Below are 22,531 nucleotides of genomic sequence, written 5' to 3' on the forward strand. Positions count from 1 at the left end.
GCAATTTGTAGTTCATCCCAATCGGTAAATTTTTTTTAACACTTTTTGGGAGAAAAAGAATAGCTTTAAGACGTGAAAGCGCTTATTATTTTTGTGAAGGGAGATGATATCGTTGAGTGATCGTAGTTTAGACATTCTGCAGCAATTAATTAAGCAAAGAAGCATCCAAGAAACGGAATTATCAAAGATGTTTGATCTTTCAGCCAGACAGTTATCTTATAGTATTGATGCTATCAATGAAAAATTGATGGAGAATCAGCTGCCTGTCATTGAAAAGCGTCAGGGTTGCTATTATGCGAAAAATGAAGCGGCAGAATACTTAACGATCCAACAATCCATTCAGGATATTATTTTTTCTAAAGAAGACCGCGTTTTTTTACTTCTTATTATGATTCTGACACGAACCGAAGAATTATCATTGGATCATTTTTGTATTGAAATGCAAATCAGTAAAAATACTGCTTTGGCAGATATCAAAAAAGCCAAAGAGCTTTTAGCCAAGCATCAGCTGAAAATTGAGTTCTCTCGTAAAAAGGGGTATGTCATTGATGGAAATGAATGGGATAAGCGCATTGTTCTTTTTCATGCTATCACGAGGATCTATAAGTATTATGGCGAAAAAGTGACGGAAGAATTACTGGAAGGCTCAAAAAAGTATCTAGAACAGGTCAAAAATGATGTCCTAAAAATCGAGAAATACATTGGTGTGAAGTACACCGATGAAGATTTTTATCCGTTGATTTATTTTATCGCCTCATTGTTTATTCGGATCGAACGAGGGCAATTAATTGATGCCGCTAGAATAAGTGAACGTGAAGAGATCGAACGCACTAAGGAATATCAGTCGCTTTCCTATATTACAACAGACTTTCCGGATTTACCTGAGGATGAAAAGAATTTTATCGCACTGCAATTATTGAGTTCAAACGTCCGTAATAAAGGAATGGTCTCAGAAAAAGAACTGCCATTACTGGCAAACTCTTTATGGGAATTCTTGATCGAGTTTGAAACGAATACCTTTTTAGTACTATCTGATAAGAAGGATTTATTGAAAAAGCTGTTGAACCACTTTAAACCTGCTTATTATCGAATCAAGTATGATCTTTCAACTGAAAATGTCTTGTACGACAAGATTCGCTCAGAATACAAAGTCCTGCATGACTTTGTTCGTCAATCGATCAGACCATTGGAGGAGTTCTTTGAAACAGAAATTGCGGATGAAGAAATTGCCTACATCACATTATTTGTCGGCGGTCACTTGATTGGCAACGATCACAATGATCTGGAAGAAAAGATTGTTAAAGCGGTGATCTTGTGCCCAAATGGTATTTCCATGTCCAAACTGATTGAAAAGAAATTGAAGGATATTTTCCCCGAGTTCTTATTCTATCCAACCAATTCAGTGAGAGAATATAAGACCTTTGTTTTGCCTCATGATATTGTATTTTCAACGGTACCAGTGGAATCAGAAAAAAAAGTGTATTTGATCAGTGAGATTCTCAGTAAGGGTGAGCAGTTAAGGTTGCGCCAAGACGTGATCAAAGATTTGTATCACTTGGACTTTTCTGGTGTTCGCTCGACTGACATTCTGACTGTCGTTAAACAATACGTGACATTGGATAAGAAAGTTGAGGGAACGATCTTAGAGGCTCTAGATTCTCTTTTACTAGGAGAACAAAAGGGCGCTAAAGCTGACGAGATGATTTCTAAGAATGAGTTATCGCAAGTCATTAAGGAAGAAAATATTCTATTCATGGAGGATGACGTCTCGTGGGAAGCCATTTTACGCAAAGCGAGCCAATGCTTGATCGATCAACAAATCGTTACTGACGAATACACATCCGCATTACTAAAGGAATATCGCGATCAGCCGGCGTATATCATGCTGCGGCAGCGAATCGTATTGCCTCACTTAGACCCAATGCTGATCGAACAAAAATTGGGCGTATGTATCGTTGTGTTGAAACAAGGGGTGCAATATCAAGATAAGAAAATTCATGTCGTCACTGTCTTGACCACACCAGATAAGACGAGCCATTTAACGATTTTGTATCATATCAATCGAATGGCAAAGGATGCAGAATTCATTGAACAGCTAATCGCGCTGGAGGATGAAGGTAAAATTAAAGAAGCAATCCAAGGATTTTCTTCAGAGCAAGAAGATTAATTGAGATGAATAAAAGATGCGAGAAATCGTGTCTTTTTTGTTTGCTTTTCTCGAGAAGAAAAGCTCGATAAAGTCGAGAATAAGCTTCATCACAATGGCACTTCTCAAACCGACATTTTTTGGACAAAACGCAGATAGAATTATTTGTTGAAAGCGCTTATGATTTAGACAAGGAGTTAGCAACTAACTCGAATAACTAAAAAGGAGTAGGGTTCATGTTAAAAGATTATGTGAAAGAAGAATTGGTTTTTCTTAATCTAACTATTTCTGATCGAGCTGAATTGTTTAAAAAGCTTTCAACATTTTTTCTCGATAAAGGATATGTCAATGAAGGCTTTTACGATTTCATCGTTGAACGGGAAGAAAATTATCCAACAGGGTTAGATTTAGAAACCCACACCGTTGCTATCCCACATGGCAATCCAGAATTTATCAAACAGTCGTTTATTTCAGTCGTTACGTTAACACAGCCAATCAAAATGAAGAAAATGGAAAATGCTGATGAAGAAATTGAGGTCGATTTGTTCTTTGTCTTAGGATTAAATGATGGGATGCAACATTTGCAGATTTTGAAACAAGTCATTGGATTGATTCAGCAAGAAGAATTTGTTCAGGCAATCAAGGAAGCGCAGACAACTGAAGAAGTAATGGAAAAAATCAACGGCATGGCCGTAGAAAAATAATGGAGGAAATAAAGATGAAAAAAGTAAATATTTTAGTAGCATGTGGAAGCGGCGTTGCAACATCAACAGTAGCAGCAGATGAGGTCAAAGCATTATGCAAAGAAAATGATATTCATTTTAGCTTAAGTAAATGCAGTATGGTGGAATTACCAACGCAGAGCCAAAATGCCGATATCGTATTGACAACCAACAATTTCAAAGGTGATTTGGATGTGCCAGTTATGAGTATTATGGGCTTTGTCACCGGGATCAATGAAGCGAAATTAAAGAAAACATTGCTGGAAAAACTGCAAGAAATCCAAAATGCATAAAAAAGTATACGGTTCCACTTTTGCCTGAGAAACGAAGTGGAACAGTATACCTCATAAAACGTTTGAACTTATTTTAACATATAGAAATGAAAAAGTGATTTTTCAACTATTGATTCAATTGAATGGATAAGAATATAAAGGGAACAGGACTTATTAGGAGGATAAAATGGATAAACTTATTGAGATTGTACAGACAATTACCGGAATGGGCGCTTCGGCAATTTTACCAATCATTATCACTATTTTAGGATTGGTTTTCAGGATGAAGTTAGGCGATGCGATCAAAGCTGGGTTAACAGTTGGTGTTGGTTTTATCGGCTTGACGTTAGTTGTAGGACTTTTAAATACATCGTTAGACCCGGCAGTTGATTATTACTCAAAAATGGGTTCAGGGTTTACGATTACTGATATTGGCTGGCCAGCTGTTGGTGCAGCATCATGGATGGCACCCTTTGCCGGACTTGCAATTCCGATCGGCTTAGTATTGAATCTGTTATTGGTTCGTTTGAAGCTAACGAAAACCTTGAACGTTGATATTTGGAATTACATGCATTTTCTAGTACCAGGAGCTTTAGCGTACTTCATTTTCGATAATTTCTTTATCGGATTAGGTGTGACGGTTGCTTTATCAGTCCTTTCACTGTTCGTAGGAGACTGGGTAGCACCAATGTGGCAGGAATATTATGGCTTGGAAGGGACAACTTGTACGACGATTATTCATACAGGATGGACTTTTGTGGCTGCTTGGTTAATGAACAAAATTATTGATTTTATCCCAGGCTTGAACAAATTGGACATTAGTTTAGAAGGTGTAAACAAGAGAATTGGTGTGTTAGGTGAACCAGTTATTATTGGTACGATTGTAGGGGTACTACTTGGCTTGCTGACACGTCAAGGCATTACTGAAATCATTCCAATGGGGATGGGCGTTGCCGGTGTTATGGTTTTGATGCCGCGTGTAGTAAGTGTTTTGATGGATGGCTTATCTCCAATTGGAAAAGCAGCGAAAGACTATATGCAAAAACAAATGGGTGATGACGCTGACTTGAACATCGGGATGGACGTTGCGCTAGGGTTAGGGGATCCAACAACGACTACAGTTACAGTTATCTCTATTCCATTAGTAATGCTTTGCGCACTTGCTTTACCTGGTGTAAAAACATTTCCAATCGGAATTTTGATGTCGATCATTTACATGTCCGTTATGACTGTTATGGCAAGTAAAGGGAATATCTTGCGTTCGATCATTACTACAGTTCTCTTCTGTGTAATCGTACTATACTTGGGCGGATATGTAGCACCAGGAGCAACGGAAATGTTGAATGGTGCAGGCGTTGGTCTTAAGGGTCAAGGAACAGACTTCGTGTTAACTGGACCATGGAGTGTATTGATGTACTGGTTAAGTACCATCTTTGGATAATCATAAATCAGAAGAAGACAAGCTTAAAAAGGAGAAGAAAACATGACACAAATTTTACCTTCAATTTTTGGTGCAGATATTATGCATTTACAAGACGATATTGATTTTTTGGAAGCAGAACAAACAGAGATTTTACACGTAGACTTAATGGATGGCAATTTTGTTTCGAATATTGCTTTCGGACCAAACCAAATCGCAGCGATGAAGCAAAACTCAAAAATGGTTTTCGATGTTCATATGATGGTGGATCATCCGAAAGATCATTTGGATGATGTGATTGACACAGGAGCAGAAATGATCTCGGTTCATTACGAATCAACTCCGCATATCCATTCGATGTTACAAAAGATCCGCAAAGCAGGACGGAAAGCTGGCGTAGTCATCAATCCGGGAACACCGGAAGCTGTTCTAGAATATTTGTTGGATGATATCGACTATATTTTGATCATGACCATTAATCCAGGGCAACCCGGACAAACCTTTATTCGCAAAAGCTTAGAAAAAATTCGCAACACGAAAAAAATTATCGGTGATCGCAAGATTCAGATCGAAGTCGATGGCGGTGTGAATAAGGAAATCGCCAAGGAATGTGCTGAAGCTGGTGCAGAACTGATCGTTGTTGGCGGAGCATTATTCTCAAATGACAAAAAAGCACAATATGACGCGTTAAAAGACGCAGTTAAGTAATCTGTCTTGAGAAGAGAAAATATACAAAACACACATAAAAGGAGCAATTTTAAAATGGAAAACTTTGAAGGAAAAGTAGCGTTAATTACTGGAGCAGCACATGGGATCGGTAAAGGGATCGCTGAGAAATTTGCGGCGGCGGGCGCACACACTGTGATCGTGGATTACAACCCAGAAACAGGAACGAAAGCAGCAACTGAAATTACAGAAAAATATGTCAAATCTTTGTTTATCCAAGCGGATGTTTCGGATCCACAAGCGTTGGTAGATGCTCGTGAAAAAGTTTTCAAAGAATTTGGTCGCATCGATATTCTCGTCTTAAATGCAGGCGTGGCTTTTGCCAATAAGATGAATGACATTTCCTTTGAAGAATGGAACAAGACATTAAGCATCAACTTGACAGGTTTGTTCAACACAGTGAAAGCTTTTTACGATGATTTCCAAACGAATAACGGTTCAATCGTCTATATCAGTTCAGGTTCAGCGTTAAGCGGAACAGGTGGCGGGGTCTCTTATCCAGCTTCTAAAGCGGGTGGCGAAGGCTTGATCCGTGGGTTAGCTAAAGAACTTGGTCCGAAAGGCGTAAATGTTAATGCAATTGCACCACGTTTGATCGATACGGGTGAAATGATGCGAGTGAATTATCCAACTCAAGAAAGTCTAGATGCCGTATTGCAAAAAATTCCGGTTCGCCGTCTTGGTACGATCGAAGATGTTGCCAATCTTGCTTTCTTCTTAGCTGATCCAGCAAACTCATACATCCAAGGACAAACAATCTTGATGGATGGCGGCAGAACCATTGCTTAGAGGAGGGAATAACCGAATGAAAAACTACACACTGGATATACTGAATGAACTAACTCAAAATGCTAAGAAAATTGATCTCACTGAAATTGAAAATTTTGTTAATCAAATCAAAGCTGCGAACCACATCTTTTTAAATGGTGCCGGCCGTTCTGGTATCGCGATTCAAGCATTTGCAAATCGTTTAATGCACCTAGGTTTTTCTGTTAGCCTAGTAGGAGAAATCAGTTCCCCTCATTCTAAACCAGGTGATTTATTAATTATTTGTTCTGGCTCAGGAGAAACTGGTAGTTTGAAAAGTTTGGCAGAAAAAGCCAAACAAAGCGGAGTTGATTTGGCATTGGTCACAATGAAAAAAGAGTCAACAATTGGTAAACTTGCCGATGCTGTATTAGTCTTGCCCGGAACGACGAAAGAAGAAAATGAACGAAACGGAGATGATTTTGCTCAACCAATGGGTTCAGCCTTTGAACAGTTAGCATTTTTGATGTTTGATGGCATGGTCTTGAATTTAATGGAAGAAACTGGAGAAACATCAGAAAAAATGTTCGGTCGACATGCGGATTTTGAATAGTTGGTTGAAGGGTGAATCTTTTTTTTTAAACAGCTTCACCCTTTTATTTATAAAGAAGGCTCAGAATTGTTGCTGGAATTCAAAACTAGCTGAAGGGTTCATTTATCAAACGGCATTGGGGGAGAAATGAATGGAAGAAACGACTGTAAAGGCAGTGATTTTTGATATGGATGGCGTTTTACTTAATACTGAACCAATATCAAAGAAGGCACTTGAACAAGCGTTTAAATCAGTAAAAAAATTTTTGGATGAGCAAATATATCAAGAAATCCTTGGAAGAGTCCTAAGCGATATTAGTTATTTTTTATCTGATAAATTTACGGATATTAAGGTCGGAGAACAAATCATTCAGGAAAGAGATCGATTCTTTTCGAATTATTATCAGGAGAATCATGTCGAGGTTTTTCCTGGAGTATGCTCCTTTTTAGAATACTTAACTAAAAGAAAGTACAAGTTGGCGGTTGCGACTTTAGCTAGTAAAGAAACTGCAGAATTTCTATTGAAAAAAACCAATATTTTTCATTATTTCGACGCGTTCTCTTTTGGCTCAGATGTAGTGAATGCAAAACCAAATCCTGAGATTTTTCTTAACGCTGCGGAGAAACTTGAGATTAAATCAACGTCAGCGTACATTGTTGAAGATGCGGTCTCAGGACTAGTGGGTGCTATTTCAGGTGGATTTATTCCAGTCTATATTCCTGAAAAAGAAGTTGATCAAGAATACAGTCTGATTCATTCTTGGTGCTGATACTTTTTATCAGTGAGAACTTGATTCTTTTTCTCATTTAATTATAATCTATAGACGAGTCACGAATGAGAGTTAGAAAGAGGTGTTTTTATGGGGAGACGTGAAGAAGTATTATCTTTTATTAGTGAGTGTAAAGTTTCCAAAGTTACGACAGCAGATGTGTCTGAGCATTTGGTGATTAGTCGGACAGCGGCAAGTAGAGAATTGAATGCTTTAGTTAGAGAAGGCCTAATAGGGAAACAAAAAGGGAAGCCGGTACATTATTTTATGAATAGTGAATACCAGTTAGAGCAACCCAATGATTCTAAATCTCCTCAAAAACCGCATACTCCTAATTCATTGATAAAAACATCAGAAAAACTGAATGCGTTTTCTGGATTTATTGGTGCTGAAGGAAGTTTGAGCACACACATTAACTCCGCTAAAGCAGCGATAATGTATCCGCCTAATGGACTACATACAATCATTTTGGGTTCTACTGGGGTCGGGAAAAGCACCTTCGCCCAGATAATGTTTCAGTATGGTCAAGAAATCGGCAGATTTAGCAATAAAAGTCCCTTTATTCATTTTAATTGTGCGGACTATTCTAACAATCCGCAACTCCTCTTATCGATCTTATTCGGATATGTCAAAGGGGCCTTCACAGGTGCTGACACAGATAAAGCGGGGATTATCGAAAAATCTAATCATGGCGTATTGTTTTTAGATGAAATTCATCGACTACCCCCTGAGGGCCAAGAAATGCTTTTTACAATTATTGATACTCAGAAATTTCGCAGGCTAGGCGAAGCGGATACTGCGGCCAGAACGGTTAATGTACTGATACTATGTGCGACAACAGAAAATATTGATAGCTCCCTATTGCAAACGTTCAACCGACGTTTTCCGATGGTATTAACATTGCCGGATCTTAAGGATCGAACCTTCAAGGAACGGATACAATTGATTGACTACTTTTTTTGTATTGAATCCAAAAAAATTGAGCATGAAATTAAAGTTGAAAAAACAGTTATTGACTATTTAGCAACGTATTCATGTCCAGGAAATATTGGTCAATTAAAAAATGATATTCAAATTTTTTGCGCTAAGGAATTTGCACAGACTATGATACAGGGAAAAAGAGCGATTTACATCTCATTTGATCATTTAGAAGCTCGCGAGGTGATTGATCCTAAAGAAAATAACCATGTTCAGGATACAGTGTATTTTCAAGGTGAAAAGATGCGTTCTGATCAGTCCTCACCGATAACTATTCCAGAAGCAATCGGAAATGAGACATCCTTTTATCAATCCGTCTTGGAAAGGTACTCAACTCTGCTAAAAGAGGGGCGATCAATCAAGGAAATCCAACAAAAAATCACATCATTCATCGATGATTTCTTCCAGGTCGACTTAAAACCTGATCATGTGGATGTTCATTCGAATAAGGGAATCGAAAAACTAGTTTCCAAAGAGATATTGGATATTGTTGAAGAAATAATCCGAGAAATTTCAGTAGATTTAGAAGTTAAAAGTGACCCGCATATCACTTATAACCTGGCTCTGCATGTTGAGGCCTTGGTATTAAAACTTCAAACGAATAATAACCCTTATCGATCAAAAAAAATTGTTGAGCTTAGTTCAGAGACGTATTTCAAGAAATATGCAGATAAGTTGATCATTGAAATCAATCGAAAAATGGGCGTAGAAATACCGGTCGAAGAACAGGAAATCATCGAGCTATTTTTAGATACCATTTATCAAAATGTGCGACAAAACCCTATTGGAATTTTGATACTTATGCATGGCGTCGGTGTCGCCACTAATTTAGCGAAAATGGTTAATGACTTATTGGGGATAAGCCACGCCGTTGGAGTCGATATGCCGCTTGATGAGAGTGTTGAGAATGTGTATCACAAAGCTTTGCAGACTGTTAAGCGAATTGATCGCGGCTCTGGAGTACTCTTGCTAGCCGATATGGGGTCCTTCTCATCTTTTCCAAGTAAAATTGCAAAAGACACAGGAATAGAAATAATGGTCATTGACAATGTTACCTCGCCAATCATCATTGAAGCCACTAGAAAAGCTTTGTTTGCCAATATGGGTATGAAAAAACTCGTTAATGAGTTGTTAGAAGAAAGTACCTATTTCATGGGCAATAGGCGTGACTCGAATATTTTTGATTATTCAAGTCGCCGGCTGATAAAAAATAAGGATCATCTTTTTTATAATTCATTAGAGAAAAGCGTGATATTTTTGAATGTCTATAAGGCAACTGAAGCCCTCGATGAAATATTGATTTCACTGGCTAAACGAATGAATTTTGAAATTATTGATACCCTTGTCATAAAGTTCTATTTTCATTGTCTTGGAATGTTGGAGCGAGCAATTCGTAAGGAAAGCCTTGATTTTGAGGTAGAGGAATTGGAGAAGGATGCTGATTTTAGAGAAGTAAAAAGAGAAGTGGGTATTTTGGAAAGAATGTACGGAGCTGCTATTTCTGATAGCGAGATTTTATATGTGACCAAGATTATCAAGGGATTTTTATAAAAGGATCATCTGTTACAGCAGAAGTGTAACAGATGATCTTTTTCACTTTGCACACATTGGAAAAATAGTCATGTGTGACAAAAAGATGTTACACATCAGGAAGGTTTAGCGGAAAAGCTTATCATAAAGCGGTTTCCATGTGTGCGAGAAAACTGGCACGCTAGTTGCTTTATATTAAGTTGAAAGGAAGGGTGAGTGTATGATTGGAATTTTAGTGTTGAGTCACGGCAATCTTTCACAAGGGATTGTAGAAAGTGGGAAAATGATTGTTGGTACGAATGAGAAAGTTGATTATCTGGGTCTCTATGAAGGCAATAACATTGATGAGTTCTACGATCGAACGGCTGAAAAGATTCAAGCAATGGATGATGGAGATGGCGTACTGGTATTTTCAGACCTCTACGGGGCGAGTCCCTTCAAGGCCACAGCTTATTGTGTGAAAAAGCTGCCAGACACGAATTATCGTTCGATTTCAGGGGTGAATTTTTCCATGTTTATTGAGAGCGTTTTAGTGCGAGACTCAATGGGGTTAGATGAATTGGCTGCCCATATCATGGATACAGGAAAAACGAACATCAAGGAATTATTTACAGAAGCAAAAACACTTTCTAAGGAGGAAGAATAATGAGAAATATTGTATTTACTCGAATCGATGATCGTTTGATTCATGGTCAAGTAATGACTGCTTGGGTTCATGAAACCAAGGCAAATGAAATTGTGATTATTGATAACGAAGTAGCACAGGATGATTTTCTAAAAATGATTATGACTTCATCAGCGCCCGCCGGTATCAAGGTGTTGATTATGTCTGAGGAACAGGCCATCGATTACCTGACACAGGAGCCAGATGGAAACAAGCTGATTGTTTTAGCGAAGAATCCTAAAGTAATCAAAAATATCACTGATGGCGGTGTGAAGATCGAGGCATTAAATGTTGGCGGGATGGGTGCACGAAAAGACCGCACACAATTGTATCGAAATATTTCTGTCAGTGATGAAGAGCGGGCTTGCTTCAAACAACTCATCACAGACGGAACTTCTGTTTACGTTCAAGTAATCCCAGAAGAAAAAAGTGCAAATATCGAACAATACTTATAAAAGGGAGAGAAGAAAATGGAGATTAATGTCTTTCAAGCATTATTGATTGGGTTGATTTATTACCTGAGTATAAATGGGACACCTTGGCTCACATTATTGGGTAGTACCGTACTAGCACGTCCATTGATTTGCGGAACATTGGTAGGTTTGGTCCTTGGGGATGTTGTTCAGGGTTGTGTGATCGGGGCTGCGATCAGCTTGCCTTACTTAGCTTATATTTCTGCCGGTGGTACTGTGCCGATGGACCCAGGCTTGGCTGGAACATTAGGAACAGCTTTAGCTATGGCAGCGAATGCTTCACCAGAAGTAGCAGTTTCGATGGCAGTACCGATCGGCTTGTTGGGAACCGTTATTTGGATCGCTCATATGACGGTCGATATTTCGTTCCTACACATGATCGATAAGGCAGCGGATGATTTAAATTCGAAGAAAATTGATCGCATTCAGATGTTTATACCACAGCTCTTTTTAATGCTGATTTCAGTGATTCCAGTCTTTATTATTGCTTACTTTGGATCAGGTGTTGTGAAGGATATTCTTGATGCCTTAGAAGGAAAACCGCTACATGTGCTAGAAGTAATCGGTGGTGTGCTGCCTGCATTGGGGGTTGCGATGATTTTGAAATCGATCATGAGCAAGGATACTGCGGCGTTCTATTTCTTAGGATTTGTTTTGGCAGTGTATTTAGAATTACCCATCATTGCCGTTTCTATTTTAGCCTTTATCACGGCGTTTGTTTATACGCAATTATTCTTTAAGCCCAATCAAGTTTAAATAAGAGGAGTGTGACCGATCAATGGAACAAACAGTAGAAAAGAAACTCACTAAAAAGGAAATCAAAAAAAGTTTTTGGCGTTGGACGTGTTTTTCTCATTCAAATTATAACTATGAACGAATGCAATCATCTGGTTTTTTACATGCCATGCTGCCAGTCTTAGATAAACTTTATGGGGATGATGAAGAAGCTCTTCGAAAAAGTTATCATCGTCATCTGGAATTTTTCAATACGGAACCTCATTTTGGCGGAATCATCGGTGGTTTGACGATTGCTTTAGAAGAAGAAAAAGCCGCAGGTGCGCCAATTACTGGAGATGCGATCAATTCAATTAAAACAGGATTGATGGGTCCATTAGCTGGAATTGGCGACACGTTGTGGCAAGGAACCCTTGTACCGATCCTTTTATCCATTGCGATCAGTATTGGTTCAGAGGGCAATGTCTTTGGTCCGATTTTCTACATCGTGTCGATGTTTGCCACCATGCTGGGACTTGCGTATTACTTGTGGATGCAGGGCTATAGTTACGGAAAAGAAGGAATCCAGAAATTGATGGGTGGCGACCTACTGAAAAAAGTAATGCTGGGCGCTAAAGTAATGGGAGGTGTTGTTATCGGTGCACTGACAGCGAACTATGTCAGCTTGAGCACAAGTTTAGTGTTTAAGTTTAATGATTTAAAGCTAAATGTCCAAACCGATATTTTGGATAAATTATTAAAAGGCATGCTGCCATTAGCTGTAACGATGATCGCCTTGATTTGTTTGAATAAAAAAATGAAATCTACCACCGTGCTATTGATCTTAGTCTTGATCTCAGCTGTCGGAGCGATCATCGGAATTTTCTAAGGGGTTAGAAGCAGTCATCCGTTTTAGCTTGAAGCTGTAATTCTAAGAAAGAGAAACTTGAGATAGTCCTATCCAATTTGGCTATCTACTATAAAAAACAAAGGACGTGTGCAGTTCATGGGATTAAATAAATTTATTTCTCCATCAATCATGGTTCCAAAGATCTACGAATATGAAGAGTACATGAAACAATTTGAACAGTATAAGCTCTCCGTCATTCACTTCGACGTAATGGATGGTCATTTTGTACCAAACATCATGCTAGGGACATCTGTCTTTAGTGATTTGAAAGAAATGACCGAGATACCGATAGATATTCACTTGATGGTTAACGAACCAGAAAAATACATTTCTATGTTTACGACAAGAAAGGATGACTGGGTTAGTTTCCATCCAGAAACAACGAATCAACCCTATCGATTGCTTCAAACAATCAAAGATATGGGTTGTAGAGCCGGCCTAGTGATTAGCCCTGGGACGCCAATTTCTTATTTAGAAGAATGTCTTGATCAACTTGATTACGTGACCTTAATGACAGTAAATCCAGGATTTGCAGGACAGACATTAGTCCCTAATTCTTTTGATAAATTAAGAAGAATCAGGCAGCTGCTAGATTCTTTCAATCCTGAAATTGATCTCGTAGTGGATGGAAATACGACACCGGAGAACAGTAAAAAAATGTCTGAAAGTGGCGCAAACGGGTTTGTCGTTGGCAGTGCCTCTAAAATTCTCAAAAATCCAAGTACCTTTGGAAAGTATCACGATGAATTTATGGCTGTACTAGGATAAAAAGAAGGGGTCTAGTTGAATATGAAAAAAGCATTAATCTTTGGAGCAGGAAAAATTGGCCAAGGTTTTATTGGAGACCTTCTTCATGAAGATGGTTACGAAATTATTTTTGCGGATGTATCTGATGAAGTGATCGCGGACATCAATAGAAATAATTGTTACAGTCTATTCTTAACAAATCATAACTATGAGGAAAAGATCATTGACAATGTTTCTGCCCTATCACTTCTAAATAACCAAGAAGAAATCATTGAAGCGATCACGCAGGTAGATCTCGTTACGACATCTGTCATGAAAACAAATTTAGTCAGCGTAGCGCCTATCTTAGCTAAAGGGTTAAAAAGAAGGTTATCTGAGGGGCGAAGTAGAGTTCTTGTGATGGCTTGTGAGAATGCTATTATGGGCACGGATACGCTAGTAAATCTTATGGTTGATACAGGGATTATTACGATGGATCAGTTACAGGAGATTGGCGCGTATCCAAATACTGGTGTTGACAGGTTTGTATTTGGTGGAATTTACAATGGTAAAGAAGGTACCGCAATTAGTGATTCTCATGAACTGGCGATTGAGCGTCAGAAATTAGATGATCCAGATAGTCAACCGATTAAAGGAGCAGAGTACGTAGATAATTTAGAAGCGGTACTCAAAAGAAAAATTTATTTAGTGAATTGTTGGCTTGCAATAACTAGCTATATTGGTTATACAAAAGGTTACACAATGGTTGATGAAGCCTTGCGTGATGCAGACATCCAGAAAATAGTAAAAGAAGCGTTCCTTGAATCTGCAGCGGGATTGGAAAAGAAATTCGGATTTTCCAGTGAAGAAATGAGTAGTTATATCAACGATATGATCATCAAAAGATACGATGATTATAATCAAGAGGGCATCAATGATCCGATCGCTAGAGTAGCACGTCAGCCGATCCGGAAATTATCTCCAGATGACAGAATAGTAGGGCCGGCAAATATTGCTTATGAATATGGCTTACCCAATGATCATTTGTTATATGGTGCGGCGTATGCTTTAAAGTATGATGATCCTGATGATGAAGAAGCGGTAAAATTACAAGAGAGTATTCAAAGAGATGGGATCGAGAACACGATTGAAAAAATTTCTGGACTTCAAAAAGGCTCAGATATGTTTAACAAAGTTTTAGAGTATTACAATGCTATCTAAGTCTTTATTAGTAACCCTTATAATGTTCATCTTTTAAGTAAGTTGTGTTTTTAATGAGTTTTCTAAACATATATTTTTATGAAGACCAATCATCCAGCTAAGATGATTGGGTCTTTTTTTTGCTTTCGATATCATCAGTTAGCTTTGCCTATTACTCTAAAGAAAATTTGTAAGGGTTCCAAGATAGAAAAATGCATCTGAATTAATGTAAGTACAATCAAAGTTAAGTTTCTTCCTCTTGTGGTAGCTCTAATAGGTTTTTATTCATCAATTAAATTGTTATAAAACAAGTAACTATAAAAATAGACATCCAACCATACGAAAACAAAAAGAAACCTAAACGAAAATTAAAGCAAAAAAACAATTGCGTACTGAAGTTTTCTATAGTATTATGAAAGCGTAGTCAAGGGAAAACAAAATAATTTGAACTTTATACGAAAAAGAGGTTTGAGTATGGAAAATTATGAGCGATTAGGCGATATTGTATCGTATCTTCAAAAAAAGCAACGTGCAACAACTAAGGAATTATCAAATCAGTTTGGCGTGACAGAGCAAACGATTAGAAATGATTTATCCTTTCTCGAAAAAGAGGCGAGGATCATTCGGGTGCATGGTGGAGCTAAAATAACTGAGAATGAGACCAAATTCGATGATCGGTTGACTGAGAATGTTGAAGAAAAAAGAAGATTAGGGAAATATGCAGCTACCTTAGTTGAAGAAGATGACATTGTATTTCTAGATGGTGGAACAAGCATACTGTATTTGATCGAGTGCCTACCTCAGGACATTCATATCAAAATCATTACAGCCAGTTTACCGATAGCTGATAAGTGTACAATTCTGGATAATGCAGAGATTTACTGTCTAGGTGGAATGTTAAATAAAAAAACTAAAGAAATGTATGGGCCAAAAGCATTAGAAGATATTTCAAATTTGATTGCGAATAAAGCTTTTATTGGAATAAGTGGTTTTTCATTGGAAAATCAATTTACAGAAAATAATGTTTTGTCCTTAGAGGTCAAGCGTAAAATATTACCAACAGTCAGTCAAAGTATCATAATTGCTGATTCAAAGAAAGAGAATAAGATCGGTATTCAAAGAGCATTTAGTTTTGATGAAATAGATATTTTGATAACGGGTACAGAGGTGTCAAAAAAATTCGTAGAAAAAGCGAATAAATCATTAAAAGTAATGACTATTTGAAATTGAAAGGGGGTGGAAATATGTATAGCAAACTGGTTATACCAGAACTGGTTTTCTTTGGAGAATCTTTTGAGGATCAAGAAGACTTCTTCAAAGAAGCAAGCAAAAACCTTTTAGAATTAGGCTATGTGACGGAGGGGTATTTCAAGGCTGTGGTTGAAAGGGAAGTAAGCTATCCAACAGGATTAGCGCTAGAAAATATCTCTATCGCGATCCCGCATACAAATCCAGAGTTTATAGTAAAACCATTTATTGCCGCGTATCATTTAACGAATGCAGTCGCGTTTACCCAAATGGCGACACAAGATGTAAAAATACAAAGTGAATTGATTTTAGCGCTTGGGATCAAGGAACCACAGGAACAAGTTGGAATGCTCTCGAAAATAATTGAAGTGCTTAATGATCCAGAGTTTGTCAAGGAATATCAAAGACTTTCCAATCAGGAGCAATTAGTTAAGTTGTTAAAAAGTAAATTCTAATAGAAAAGAGGAATAATCATGAAAAAAGTGATCGTAGCATGTGGTAGTGGTGTAGCGACATCTCAAACAGTCGCATCGAAAGTGGGACGTTTATTATCTGAACGAAATATTGATGCAAAAGTGGAGGCAGTTGATATTAAATCGTTGAAAATATTTATTAATGATGTTGATGCTTATATCTCAATTACACCAGGGGGGACAGAAGACTTCAATATTCCAAAATTTGACGGAATTAAATTTTTGACAGGAATGGGGCAGGAAGAAGAACTTGAAAAGCTGATTAAAGCGCTTGAAAAATAAATAATTTGAAAGGAGATTACTTTGATGGATGTTCTTGTTAGCGTGATCCAATATATTTTGGATATGGGTGCGAGTGTATTTGTCCCGATCTTGATGCTGATTATCGGGCTTATCGCTCGAATGAAGTTTAAAGATGCCTTTAGCTCTGCATTAATTTTTGGTGTTGCCTTTGCCGGTATGAATCTTGTCGTCAATTTTTTGCTGGAAAATGTTTCGCCAGCAGCTAAGGGATTTGCCGAGAATACAGGGATTAATTTAACCGCAGTCGATGGAGGGTGGACAACAGGAGCCAGTTTAACTTGGGCCTGGAAATACGCCTTCATTGCTTTCCCTCTAGCGATTGGAATCAATGCCCTGATGTTAGTTTTAAAATGGACCAAGGTATTGAATGTTGATATGTGGAATGTTTGGGGAAAAGCTTTTACCGCTTGTATGGTGACGTTCATTTCAGGGAACATCTATTTAGGATTTGCAGTTTGTGCAATCCAAACAGTTGTGGAACTGAAAGTTGGAGATTTATGGGCACGAGAGATCCAAGAATTGACAGGAATCCCCGGAGTTACCTTACCTCATCACATGACATTGATTGCATGTGTTTTATATCCGATTGATAAGTTGATGGACTTGATTCCTTTCTTTAATAGAAAAATGGATGTTGATACGTTGAAACAAAAAATTGGTATTTTTGCTGAAAATCATGTCATGGGTTTTTTAGTAGGAACGGCGCTCGGGTTAGTAGCTAAATATGATATTTCGAATGCGCTTGTATTAGGTGTAAACGCCGCAGCCGCACTTACATTATTTCCACAAGTATCAAAATTATTCATGCAAGCTTTATCACCAATTTCGGATGCGATTAGTGAGATGATGAAGAAAAAATTCTCAGGACGTGAAATCTATATAGGACTTGATTGGCCGATTTTAGCTGGTTCCAATGAGATATGGGTGTTGGCGATAATCCTCGTACCATTTGAGTTATTATTTGCAGCTATTTTACCAGGCAATCAAATGCTTCCTTTTGCAGGATTAATTAATCTTTCAATTATCGTTGCTGCTTATTTGTTAGCTCGCGGAAATATGATTTGGATGATTGCCTATGGAATCATCACGATTCCTGCCTTTCTTTATATCGGTACCTGGTTTGCTCCATGGATTACAAAACTAGCACAAGAAACTGGCGCAGTAAATGTGGAACCAGGAACGATGTTAGGCTGGGCAACTATTGAAAATGGAGAATTTCGATGGGCATTTGCGAGTGCTGCACAAGGAAATTGGTGGGGAATCATCGCAGCGGTTGTATGGTTAGCCTTGTTCATCATTTTTTATAAAGGACGGAGCAAAGAAAATGCGAAACGTTACGCAGAAGCAACAGAATAAACATTTTTTTCTAAAATTGTTCTGGTATTGCTCTTTGATACTTGCTCTATTGTTATTAGTCAGTGGTTATTTTCAAAAAAATACCATTTTTACGATAGTAGCTTTAATCATTGGAATCTCATTTCGCTATTTCGGAGATACTTTAATCTTCACAGATATTAACAAACGAATCGAAAGGAGATTAACTAAGTAAATGATTTATACGATAACCTTGAATCCAGCAGTTGACACTGTCTTAAAAGTTAGTAAGGTACTCACTCGTGGAGAAAATAATCGTGTACAAGAACGCACCTTAGATGTAGGTGGAAAGGGAACTCATGTTTCTTGTGGTCTTTCATTAATGGGACAAGAAAATATCTGTACCGGCATCATTGGTAACAATGGCAAAGAAACTTTGATTGGTCTCTTAAAAGATTATGGTGTAGAGGCTAGTTTCTTAGAAGTAGAAAATGAATCAGTCAGAGATACTTTTGTGGTGACAGACGAAAGCGGTGATGGTTCTTATATGATTACTGAGTATGGCTTTGAAATCTCTAAAGAACTCACTGATTTGCTGATTTCCAAGAAATTACGAGATTTAACCACTGAAGATACGGTCGTTCTGTCAGGAAATCCTTCGTTGCAAACTTCTACTGAGGTCTTTAATTATCTTCTTGACTATTTGGAAGAACGAGGTGTTAGATTAGTTGCCGATGTTTCAGGTGTGTACCTTCAAGAAGTATTGAAACGGGAAATTTTTCTAATCAAGCCGAATCAATTTGAATTTGGTGAAATCGTTGGATCAGAATTGAATAGCCTGGAAGATTGTATTGAAGCCTATCAAAAGAATAAGGACTTACTTTCGAATATTAAAAATATAAGTGTGTCAATGGGAGGTTCAGGTTCTGTCTTTCTAACAAAAGAAGAAGTTTACCTTTTTACTCCTCCGAAAATTAATGTTATCAATGACACAGGATCTGGTGATGCCTATGTCTCTGGCTTAGTATATGGCTTACACAACCAATACGCTATTCCGAAAGTTGGGAAGATTGCAACTGCAATTGGTGCTGCAAAAGCAGAGGAAGAATTGAGTACAGGTTTTGACATTCGTCGGGTAGAAGAATTGGAACACCAAGTTATTTGTAAAAGAATAGGAGAGTGAACGATGCTCTATTATGAAGAAAGAGTAAAGCTTACGAAGTTTGTAAAGACGATGTATGACCGCAAATTTTCGAATGAAGCTGGAGGAAATGTTAGTGTTAAAGTAAGTGATAAACATTTCATAATGACACCTACGCTGGCTAGTCAAAACTTTTTGTGGGACTTGAGACCGGAACAGATTTTAGTCATCGACAAAGATGAACAAATTATCGAAGGAACAGGGAAAGTAACACGTGAAGTGAATATGCATATGGCCGCATTTCAAGAATGCAAACAAATTGAATGTGTTATTCATGCGCATCCCTTTAACTCTTTAGTTTTTGCTAGTTTGGGATTAGAAATGCCGAACTTAACGGAAGGGACACAAAAGCTAGGACAAATAAGTTGTTTAGAATTTGCCCCAGCGACAACTCCTGAATTGGGTGAAGTTGTTAGAGAAGCAGTCAAAAAAGATCAAGCTATCCCCAAAGCATATTTGTTAAGAAAACACGGTGTCTTAGTGGTTGGAAGCACTATTGAAAAGACATTTGATATGCTTGGACGATTGGAATGGAATGCCAAAGTTGCCAAAGAATATCTTGTGCTCAAACAAATTGGCGTTAAAGGAATAGATGATCTTTCGAATTACAATTATAACACAGTAGAATAAGTTAATAAAATTTATAAGTACAGATTTAATTGTGGTAATTTTGCTGGCTATGGCGAAGTACTTCAATTATCATCTGTACTTTTTATGATGTTCAAGAGAGACCTCTAATATATTTAAGCATCGTTTTTGCATACTCTTGCGTGCGAGAACCAAAGAAAGTTTATCCTAAATTATTGTTTTACTTTTGATTATTATAAGTGGAATTAGTTATCACTATGTTGAAAATGAGCACTATGAACAAAGAAAAGCATATATAGGATTTAAAGAGACAGCATATCAACTGCTGTCTTTTTCCATTCTAGTACATAAATTTCGAAAAGATTTCTCTAAAAATTATATATGCATTCACACTTGAGAATAAACTTTGCTTGTTCTTGAATACTCCTAATCTATACTCTGATAATCAAACTCTTCTTGTTTACAAATTCTGATAATAGATGTGCCTGTAAAAAGTCATGTACAATACTACTTTATAGTAAATAGGAACTAAAATAGTAGTTGACATGGAGTACACTCTATCAAATATCATAATTGTGAAAAGGGGTCTCTATGTCTTATTAAAACATAGGAGAGGCTTCTAAAGTTACTAAACTATCAATACTCCGTTTACAGAAAAGGAAATTGAGGTTGCTGAACAACTAGGTAAAGGACTAAAAAAAGAAAAAGTCAATTTTGTTTCGATTTACTCTAGTGATTCTAGAAGAGCGAGAGAAACCGCAGATGTTGTTTTAGAAGCAAGTGGACAAAATGACCTTGATTTTAATAAATATGAACGTTTAAGAGAGTCATGTTTCGGTATATATGAAGGTGATGCTGATGATAATATTTGGGGACCAGTAACGAAAAGTTTGGGATGCCAGTCGCTTGAAGCGTGGCGTGCCAGTGACAAGTTTAGTGTGGAAGAAGGGCTCGATGAGCTTGCAAAAATTGACTCTTCTAAACAAGCAGAAAGTTTTGGAAAAGTAAGAAAAAGAGCAGGCAGTACTAAAAGATACCACAGAAGAAACAGAAGCAGATGGTCAAGGGAATGTGCTGATTGTTACCTCTGGTGGAACTATTCCTGCTTTAATTGATACTATTGCTCCTGGAGAATATAAAGGTGAAGACATAGAGAATTTTAGTATAACAACGATTAACTATAAAAATGGGAAGTACCCCATAGGTAAAATAGGTGATACGAGTCACTTAGAGGAGTAACCTACTTGAAAGAAGCTACGGAACATTTGGACTAAATAGTTCACATTGTTGCAACTAAGTTCGCTTTCGATTTAAAATTTCTCAAATTGCTTCTTCTTTAAGTAGAAAAGTTTAATGTTTCAGAGAAATCCTGGAACGATTGAAACAATTAGATTTACAAATATATATTATAACTATGAAGCTCAATCATCTTAATCGGTGATTGGGCTATTTTTGTGTTAAAGGAGGATTAAGCAATGTTCGATAAACAAGAAAATCGTTATATCACGAGAGGAGTGAATGAACAGGTACCAAAGGAAATACAGCAACGTTGTTTTCAGTTAATTGATGAGAAGGTGAAACAAGCGGATGTTCAGTTAGATTATCTACAGATATTCGAGTTCAATCGCGATGATCAGAGGGGGACGATCACGATTATCCATCGGCAAGAAGAACCATTCTTTATTGATTATCATGAATGTCGAATAACGGGTGCTTTAGCAAATTTCCAGATTAAAAAGCTGTGGGTCATTGATGATCATACTCATCAGACCATGTTGTTACCAGAAGAGTATTGATAGCAAAAGACAAGTGCTAAGTAAGCAGATAAGAAATTTCCAAAATTAATCGAAAGAAGGACTTGACAATGACAAACCAACCAGTGAAATCTGAGCCCAAAAAGCGAGTGAATATCGTTTCTTTGCAGTTAGTAAAGGAGTCATCAGTATTGTATGTAGGAAGAAAATGCAATAGCCCTCAAGCGTTGTACCAGTTATTTTCTCCCTTTATTGAGCATAAAGATAGGGAGTTTTTAGTGATGGCGGGGCTTTCTCAAAAGCTAGAACCGACGATTATCCAGACGATTCACATTGGTACCATTAATCAATCGTTAGCTTATCCAAGAGATATCTTGAAAGCTGCATTGTTATCTAATAGCGTGTCAATTTGTATCGCACATAATCACCCTTCAGGAGATGTTACCGCTTCACTCGCAGATATTCAACTAACCGCTCGTTTAGAAAAAGCTGCTAAGTTATTACAAATCAAATTACAAGATCACATTATCATTGGCTTAGGAGGAGAGTATTTATCGATGAGAGCCGAAGGACATATCAAGGATGATGAATAACCCTAATGACGATTACTGGTCATTAGGGTTTTCTTTTTGCAGAGAGGACGGATCGAAGTGTTACATCAAGCAATCAACATACTAAAAGAACAAACAGGGATTGAAACAACTGAAAAAGACTGGGGATTCGAATCGGTTACTGCTGAACGTGAAGAATTGGACCCGGCAATTATTCAGGTAAGCAACATGGAGTTGCCAGCTTTAGTTATGTCTCATTTGTTCGTATATGTGGATCAAGAATCAGGCAAGGATTACGTGGTGTACTTCCTGACGGATATTCACAGTGAGCACGAATTTACTCGTGGTTTATTAATAGAAGGAAAGCTTCAATGGGATTTAAATGGTGAGTCATATGATTAGTCCTGAAATATGGAAAACGATAGCTGAATGCCTACAGGACATCCTATTGGCATTAGAGAAAAATGAAAGGATCGGTGACAACGATGAAGTGGTTCAGATTGATTGCGA

Annotated in this window: 25 protein-coding genes; all 25 read left to right on the plus strand. The window is 37.6% G+C overall.

What is annotated here, in order from left to right; genetic code table 11:
- The first annotated feature begins 103 nt into the window (after positions 1 to 103).
- The 25 genes from RV13_RS13645 (at position 104) to RV13_RS13770 (ending at position 22,423) form a co-directional block, all read left to right on the plus strand.
- The gene (locus RV13_RS13645; RefSeq protein ID WP_143142295.1) at positions 104 to 2,167 is read left to right on the plus strand and encodes a BglG family transcription antiterminator; all 2,064 of its coding nucleotides are present in this window, start codon (positions 104 to 106) and stop codon (positions 2,165 to 2,167) included.
- 215 nt (positions 2,168 to 2,382) lie between these two features.
- Positions 2,383 to 2,850, plus strand: coding sequence for a PTS sugar transporter subunit IIA (locus RV13_RS13650; protein WP_010746998.1), 468 nt, complete (start codon positions 2,383 to 2,385; stop codon positions 2,848 to 2,850).
- Positions 2,851 to 2,864: 14 nt separating this feature from the next.
- Positions 2,865 to 3,161, plus strand: a complete 297-nt coding sequence (locus tag RV13_RS13655; protein ID WP_010746997.1) for a PTS sugar transporter subunit IIB — start codon at positions 2,865 to 2,867, stop codon at positions 3,159 to 3,161.
- A 166-nt stretch (positions 3,162 to 3,327) separates the two neighbouring features.
- On the plus strand, positions 3,328 to 4,581 hold the full coding sequence (locus RV13_RS13660) for a PTS transporter subunit IIC (protein ID WP_010746996.1): 1,254 nt from the start codon (positions 3,328 to 3,330) through the stop codon (positions 4,579 to 4,581).
- Between the two features lie 42 nt (positions 4,582 to 4,623).
- Positions 4,624 to 5,268 carry a ribulose-phosphate 3-epimerase gene (rpe, locus tag RV13_RS13665; RefSeq protein ID WP_010746995.1) on the plus strand — a complete coding sequence of 215 codons (645 nt, stop codon included), beginning with the start codon at positions 4,624 to 4,626 and terminating at the stop codon, positions 5,266 to 5,268.
- A 54-nt stretch (positions 5,269 to 5,322) separates the two neighbouring features.
- Positions 5,323 to 6,075, plus strand: a complete 753-nt coding sequence (locus tag RV13_RS13670; protein ID WP_010746994.1) for an SDR family NAD(P)-dependent oxidoreductase — start codon at positions 5,323 to 5,325, stop codon at positions 6,073 to 6,075.
- A gap of 16 nt (positions 6,076 to 6,091) precedes the next feature.
- The gene (gene hxlB, locus RV13_RS13675; RefSeq protein WP_010746993.1) at positions 6,092 to 6,646 is read left to right on the plus strand and encodes a 6-phospho-3-hexuloisomerase; all 555 of its coding nucleotides are present in this window, start codon (positions 6,092 to 6,094) and stop codon (positions 6,644 to 6,646) included.
- A 130-nt stretch (positions 6,647 to 6,776) separates the two neighbouring features.
- Positions 6,777 to 7,394 (plus strand): HAD family hydrolase, encoded by a 618-nt coding sequence (locus tag RV13_RS13680; protein WP_010746992.1) that lies wholly within the window; start codon positions 6,777 to 6,779, stop codon positions 7,392 to 7,394.
- A gap of 90 nt (positions 7,395 to 7,484) precedes the next feature.
- A complete protein-coding gene (locus RV13_RS13685) occupies positions 7,485 to 9,923 on the plus strand; it encodes a sigma-54-dependent transcriptional regulator (RefSeq protein WP_010746991.1) in 2,439 nt (812 codons plus the stop codon).
- 199 nt (positions 9,924 to 10,122) lie between these two features.
- On the plus strand, positions 10,123 to 10,548 hold the full coding sequence (locus RV13_RS13690) for a PTS sugar transporter subunit IIA (protein ID WP_010746990.1): 426 nt from the start codon (positions 10,123 to 10,125) through the stop codon (positions 10,546 to 10,548).
- The gene (locus RV13_RS13695) at positions 10,548 to 11,021 is read left to right on the plus strand and encodes a PTS sugar transporter subunit IIB (protein ID WP_010746989.1); all 474 of its coding nucleotides are present in this window, start codon (positions 10,548 to 10,550) and stop codon (positions 11,019 to 11,021) included. Before RV13_RS13690 ends, RV13_RS13695 begins: the two co-directional genes overlap by 1 nt.
- Positions 11,022 to 11,036: 15 nt before the next feature.
- Positions 11,037 to 11,795, plus strand: a complete 759-nt coding sequence (locus RV13_RS13700) for a PTS mannose/fructose/sorbose/N-acetylgalactosamine transporter subunit IIC (RefSeq protein WP_010746988.1) — start codon at positions 11,037 to 11,039, stop codon at positions 11,793 to 11,795.
- Between the two features lie 22 nt (positions 11,796 to 11,817).
- Complete coding sequence (locus tag RV13_RS13705; protein WP_010746987.1) at positions 11,818 to 12,642, plus strand: PTS system mannose/fructose/sorbose family transporter subunit IID; 825 nt, start codon at positions 11,818 to 11,820, stop codon at positions 12,640 to 12,642.
- Between the two features lie 117 nt (positions 12,643 to 12,759).
- Positions 12,760 to 13,431: a ribulose-phosphate 3-epimerase gene (gene rpe, locus RV13_RS13710; protein ID WP_010746986.1), complete on the plus strand. Its 672-nt coding sequence runs from the start codon at positions 12,760 to 12,762 to the stop codon at positions 13,429 to 13,431.
- A 21-nt stretch (positions 13,432 to 13,452) separates the two neighbouring features.
- Complete coding sequence (locus RV13_RS13715; protein WP_035015846.1) at positions 13,453 to 14,610, plus strand: mannitol dehydrogenase family protein; 1,158 nt, start codon at positions 13,453 to 13,455, stop codon at positions 14,608 to 14,610.
- A 453-nt stretch (positions 14,611 to 15,063) separates the two neighbouring features.
- A complete protein-coding gene (locus tag RV13_RS13720) occupies positions 15,064 to 15,813 on the plus strand; it encodes a DeoR/GlpR family DNA-binding transcription regulator (RefSeq protein WP_010746984.1) in 750 nt (249 codons plus the stop codon).
- Positions 15,814 to 15,833: 20 nt separating this feature from the next.
- Positions 15,834 to 16,292 carry a PTS sugar transporter subunit IIA gene (locus RV13_RS13725; RefSeq protein WP_010746983.1) on the plus strand — a complete coding sequence of 153 codons (459 nt, stop codon included), beginning with the start codon at positions 15,834 to 15,836 and terminating at the stop codon, positions 16,290 to 16,292.
- 18 nt (positions 16,293 to 16,310) lie between these two features.
- Positions 16,311 to 16,592 carry a PTS sugar transporter subunit IIB gene (locus tag RV13_RS13730; RefSeq protein WP_010746982.1) on the plus strand — a complete coding sequence of 94 codons (282 nt, stop codon included), beginning with the start codon at positions 16,311 to 16,313 and terminating at the stop codon, positions 16,590 to 16,592.
- 24 nt (positions 16,593 to 16,616) lie between these two features.
- Positions 16,617 to 17,969: a PTS galactitol transporter subunit IIC gene (locus RV13_RS13735; protein ID WP_060789620.1), complete on the plus strand. Its 1,353-nt coding sequence runs from the start codon at positions 16,617 to 16,619 to the stop codon at positions 17,967 to 17,969.
- Between the two features lie 193 nt (positions 17,970 to 18,162).
- Positions 18,163 to 19,110 carry a 1-phosphofructokinase family hexose kinase gene (locus RV13_RS13745; RefSeq protein ID WP_010746979.1) on the plus strand — a complete coding sequence of 316 codons (948 nt, stop codon included), beginning with the start codon at positions 18,163 to 18,165 and terminating at the stop codon, positions 19,108 to 19,110.
- Between the two features lie 3 nt (positions 19,111 to 19,113).
- Positions 19,114 to 19,758 (plus strand): class II aldolase/adducin family protein, encoded by a 645-nt coding sequence (locus RV13_RS13750; protein WP_010746978.1) that lies wholly within the window; start codon positions 19,114 to 19,116, stop codon positions 19,756 to 19,758.
- A gap of 593 nt (positions 19,759 to 20,351) precedes the next feature.
- Entirely contained in the window at positions 20,352 to 20,831 is a 480-nt protein-coding gene (locus tag RV13_RS21670) for a histidine phosphatase family protein (protein WP_081630605.1), read from the plus strand.
- Positions 20,832 to 21,191: 360 nt separating this feature from the next.
- Entirely contained in the window at positions 21,192 to 21,512 is a 321-nt protein-coding gene (locus RV13_RS13760) for a DUF960 family protein (RefSeq protein WP_071875968.1), read from the plus strand.
- Between the two features lie 68 nt (positions 21,513 to 21,580).
- Entirely contained in the window at positions 21,581 to 22,063 is a 483-nt protein-coding gene (locus RV13_RS13765) for a JAB domain-containing protein (protein ID WP_060789619.1), read from the plus strand.
- A gap of 57 nt (positions 22,064 to 22,120) precedes the next feature.
- On the plus strand, positions 22,121 to 22,423 hold the full coding sequence (locus RV13_RS13770) for a hypothetical protein (protein ID WP_060789618.1): 303 nt from the start codon (positions 22,121 to 22,123) through the stop codon (positions 22,421 to 22,423).
- Positions 22,424 to 22,531 lie beyond the last annotated feature (108 nt).

This window comes from Enterococcus raffinosus (assembly GCF_001886185.1).
Taxonomy (GTDB): Bacteria; Bacillota; Bacilli; order Lactobacillales; family Enterococcaceae; genus Enterococcus_A; species Enterococcus_A raffinosus.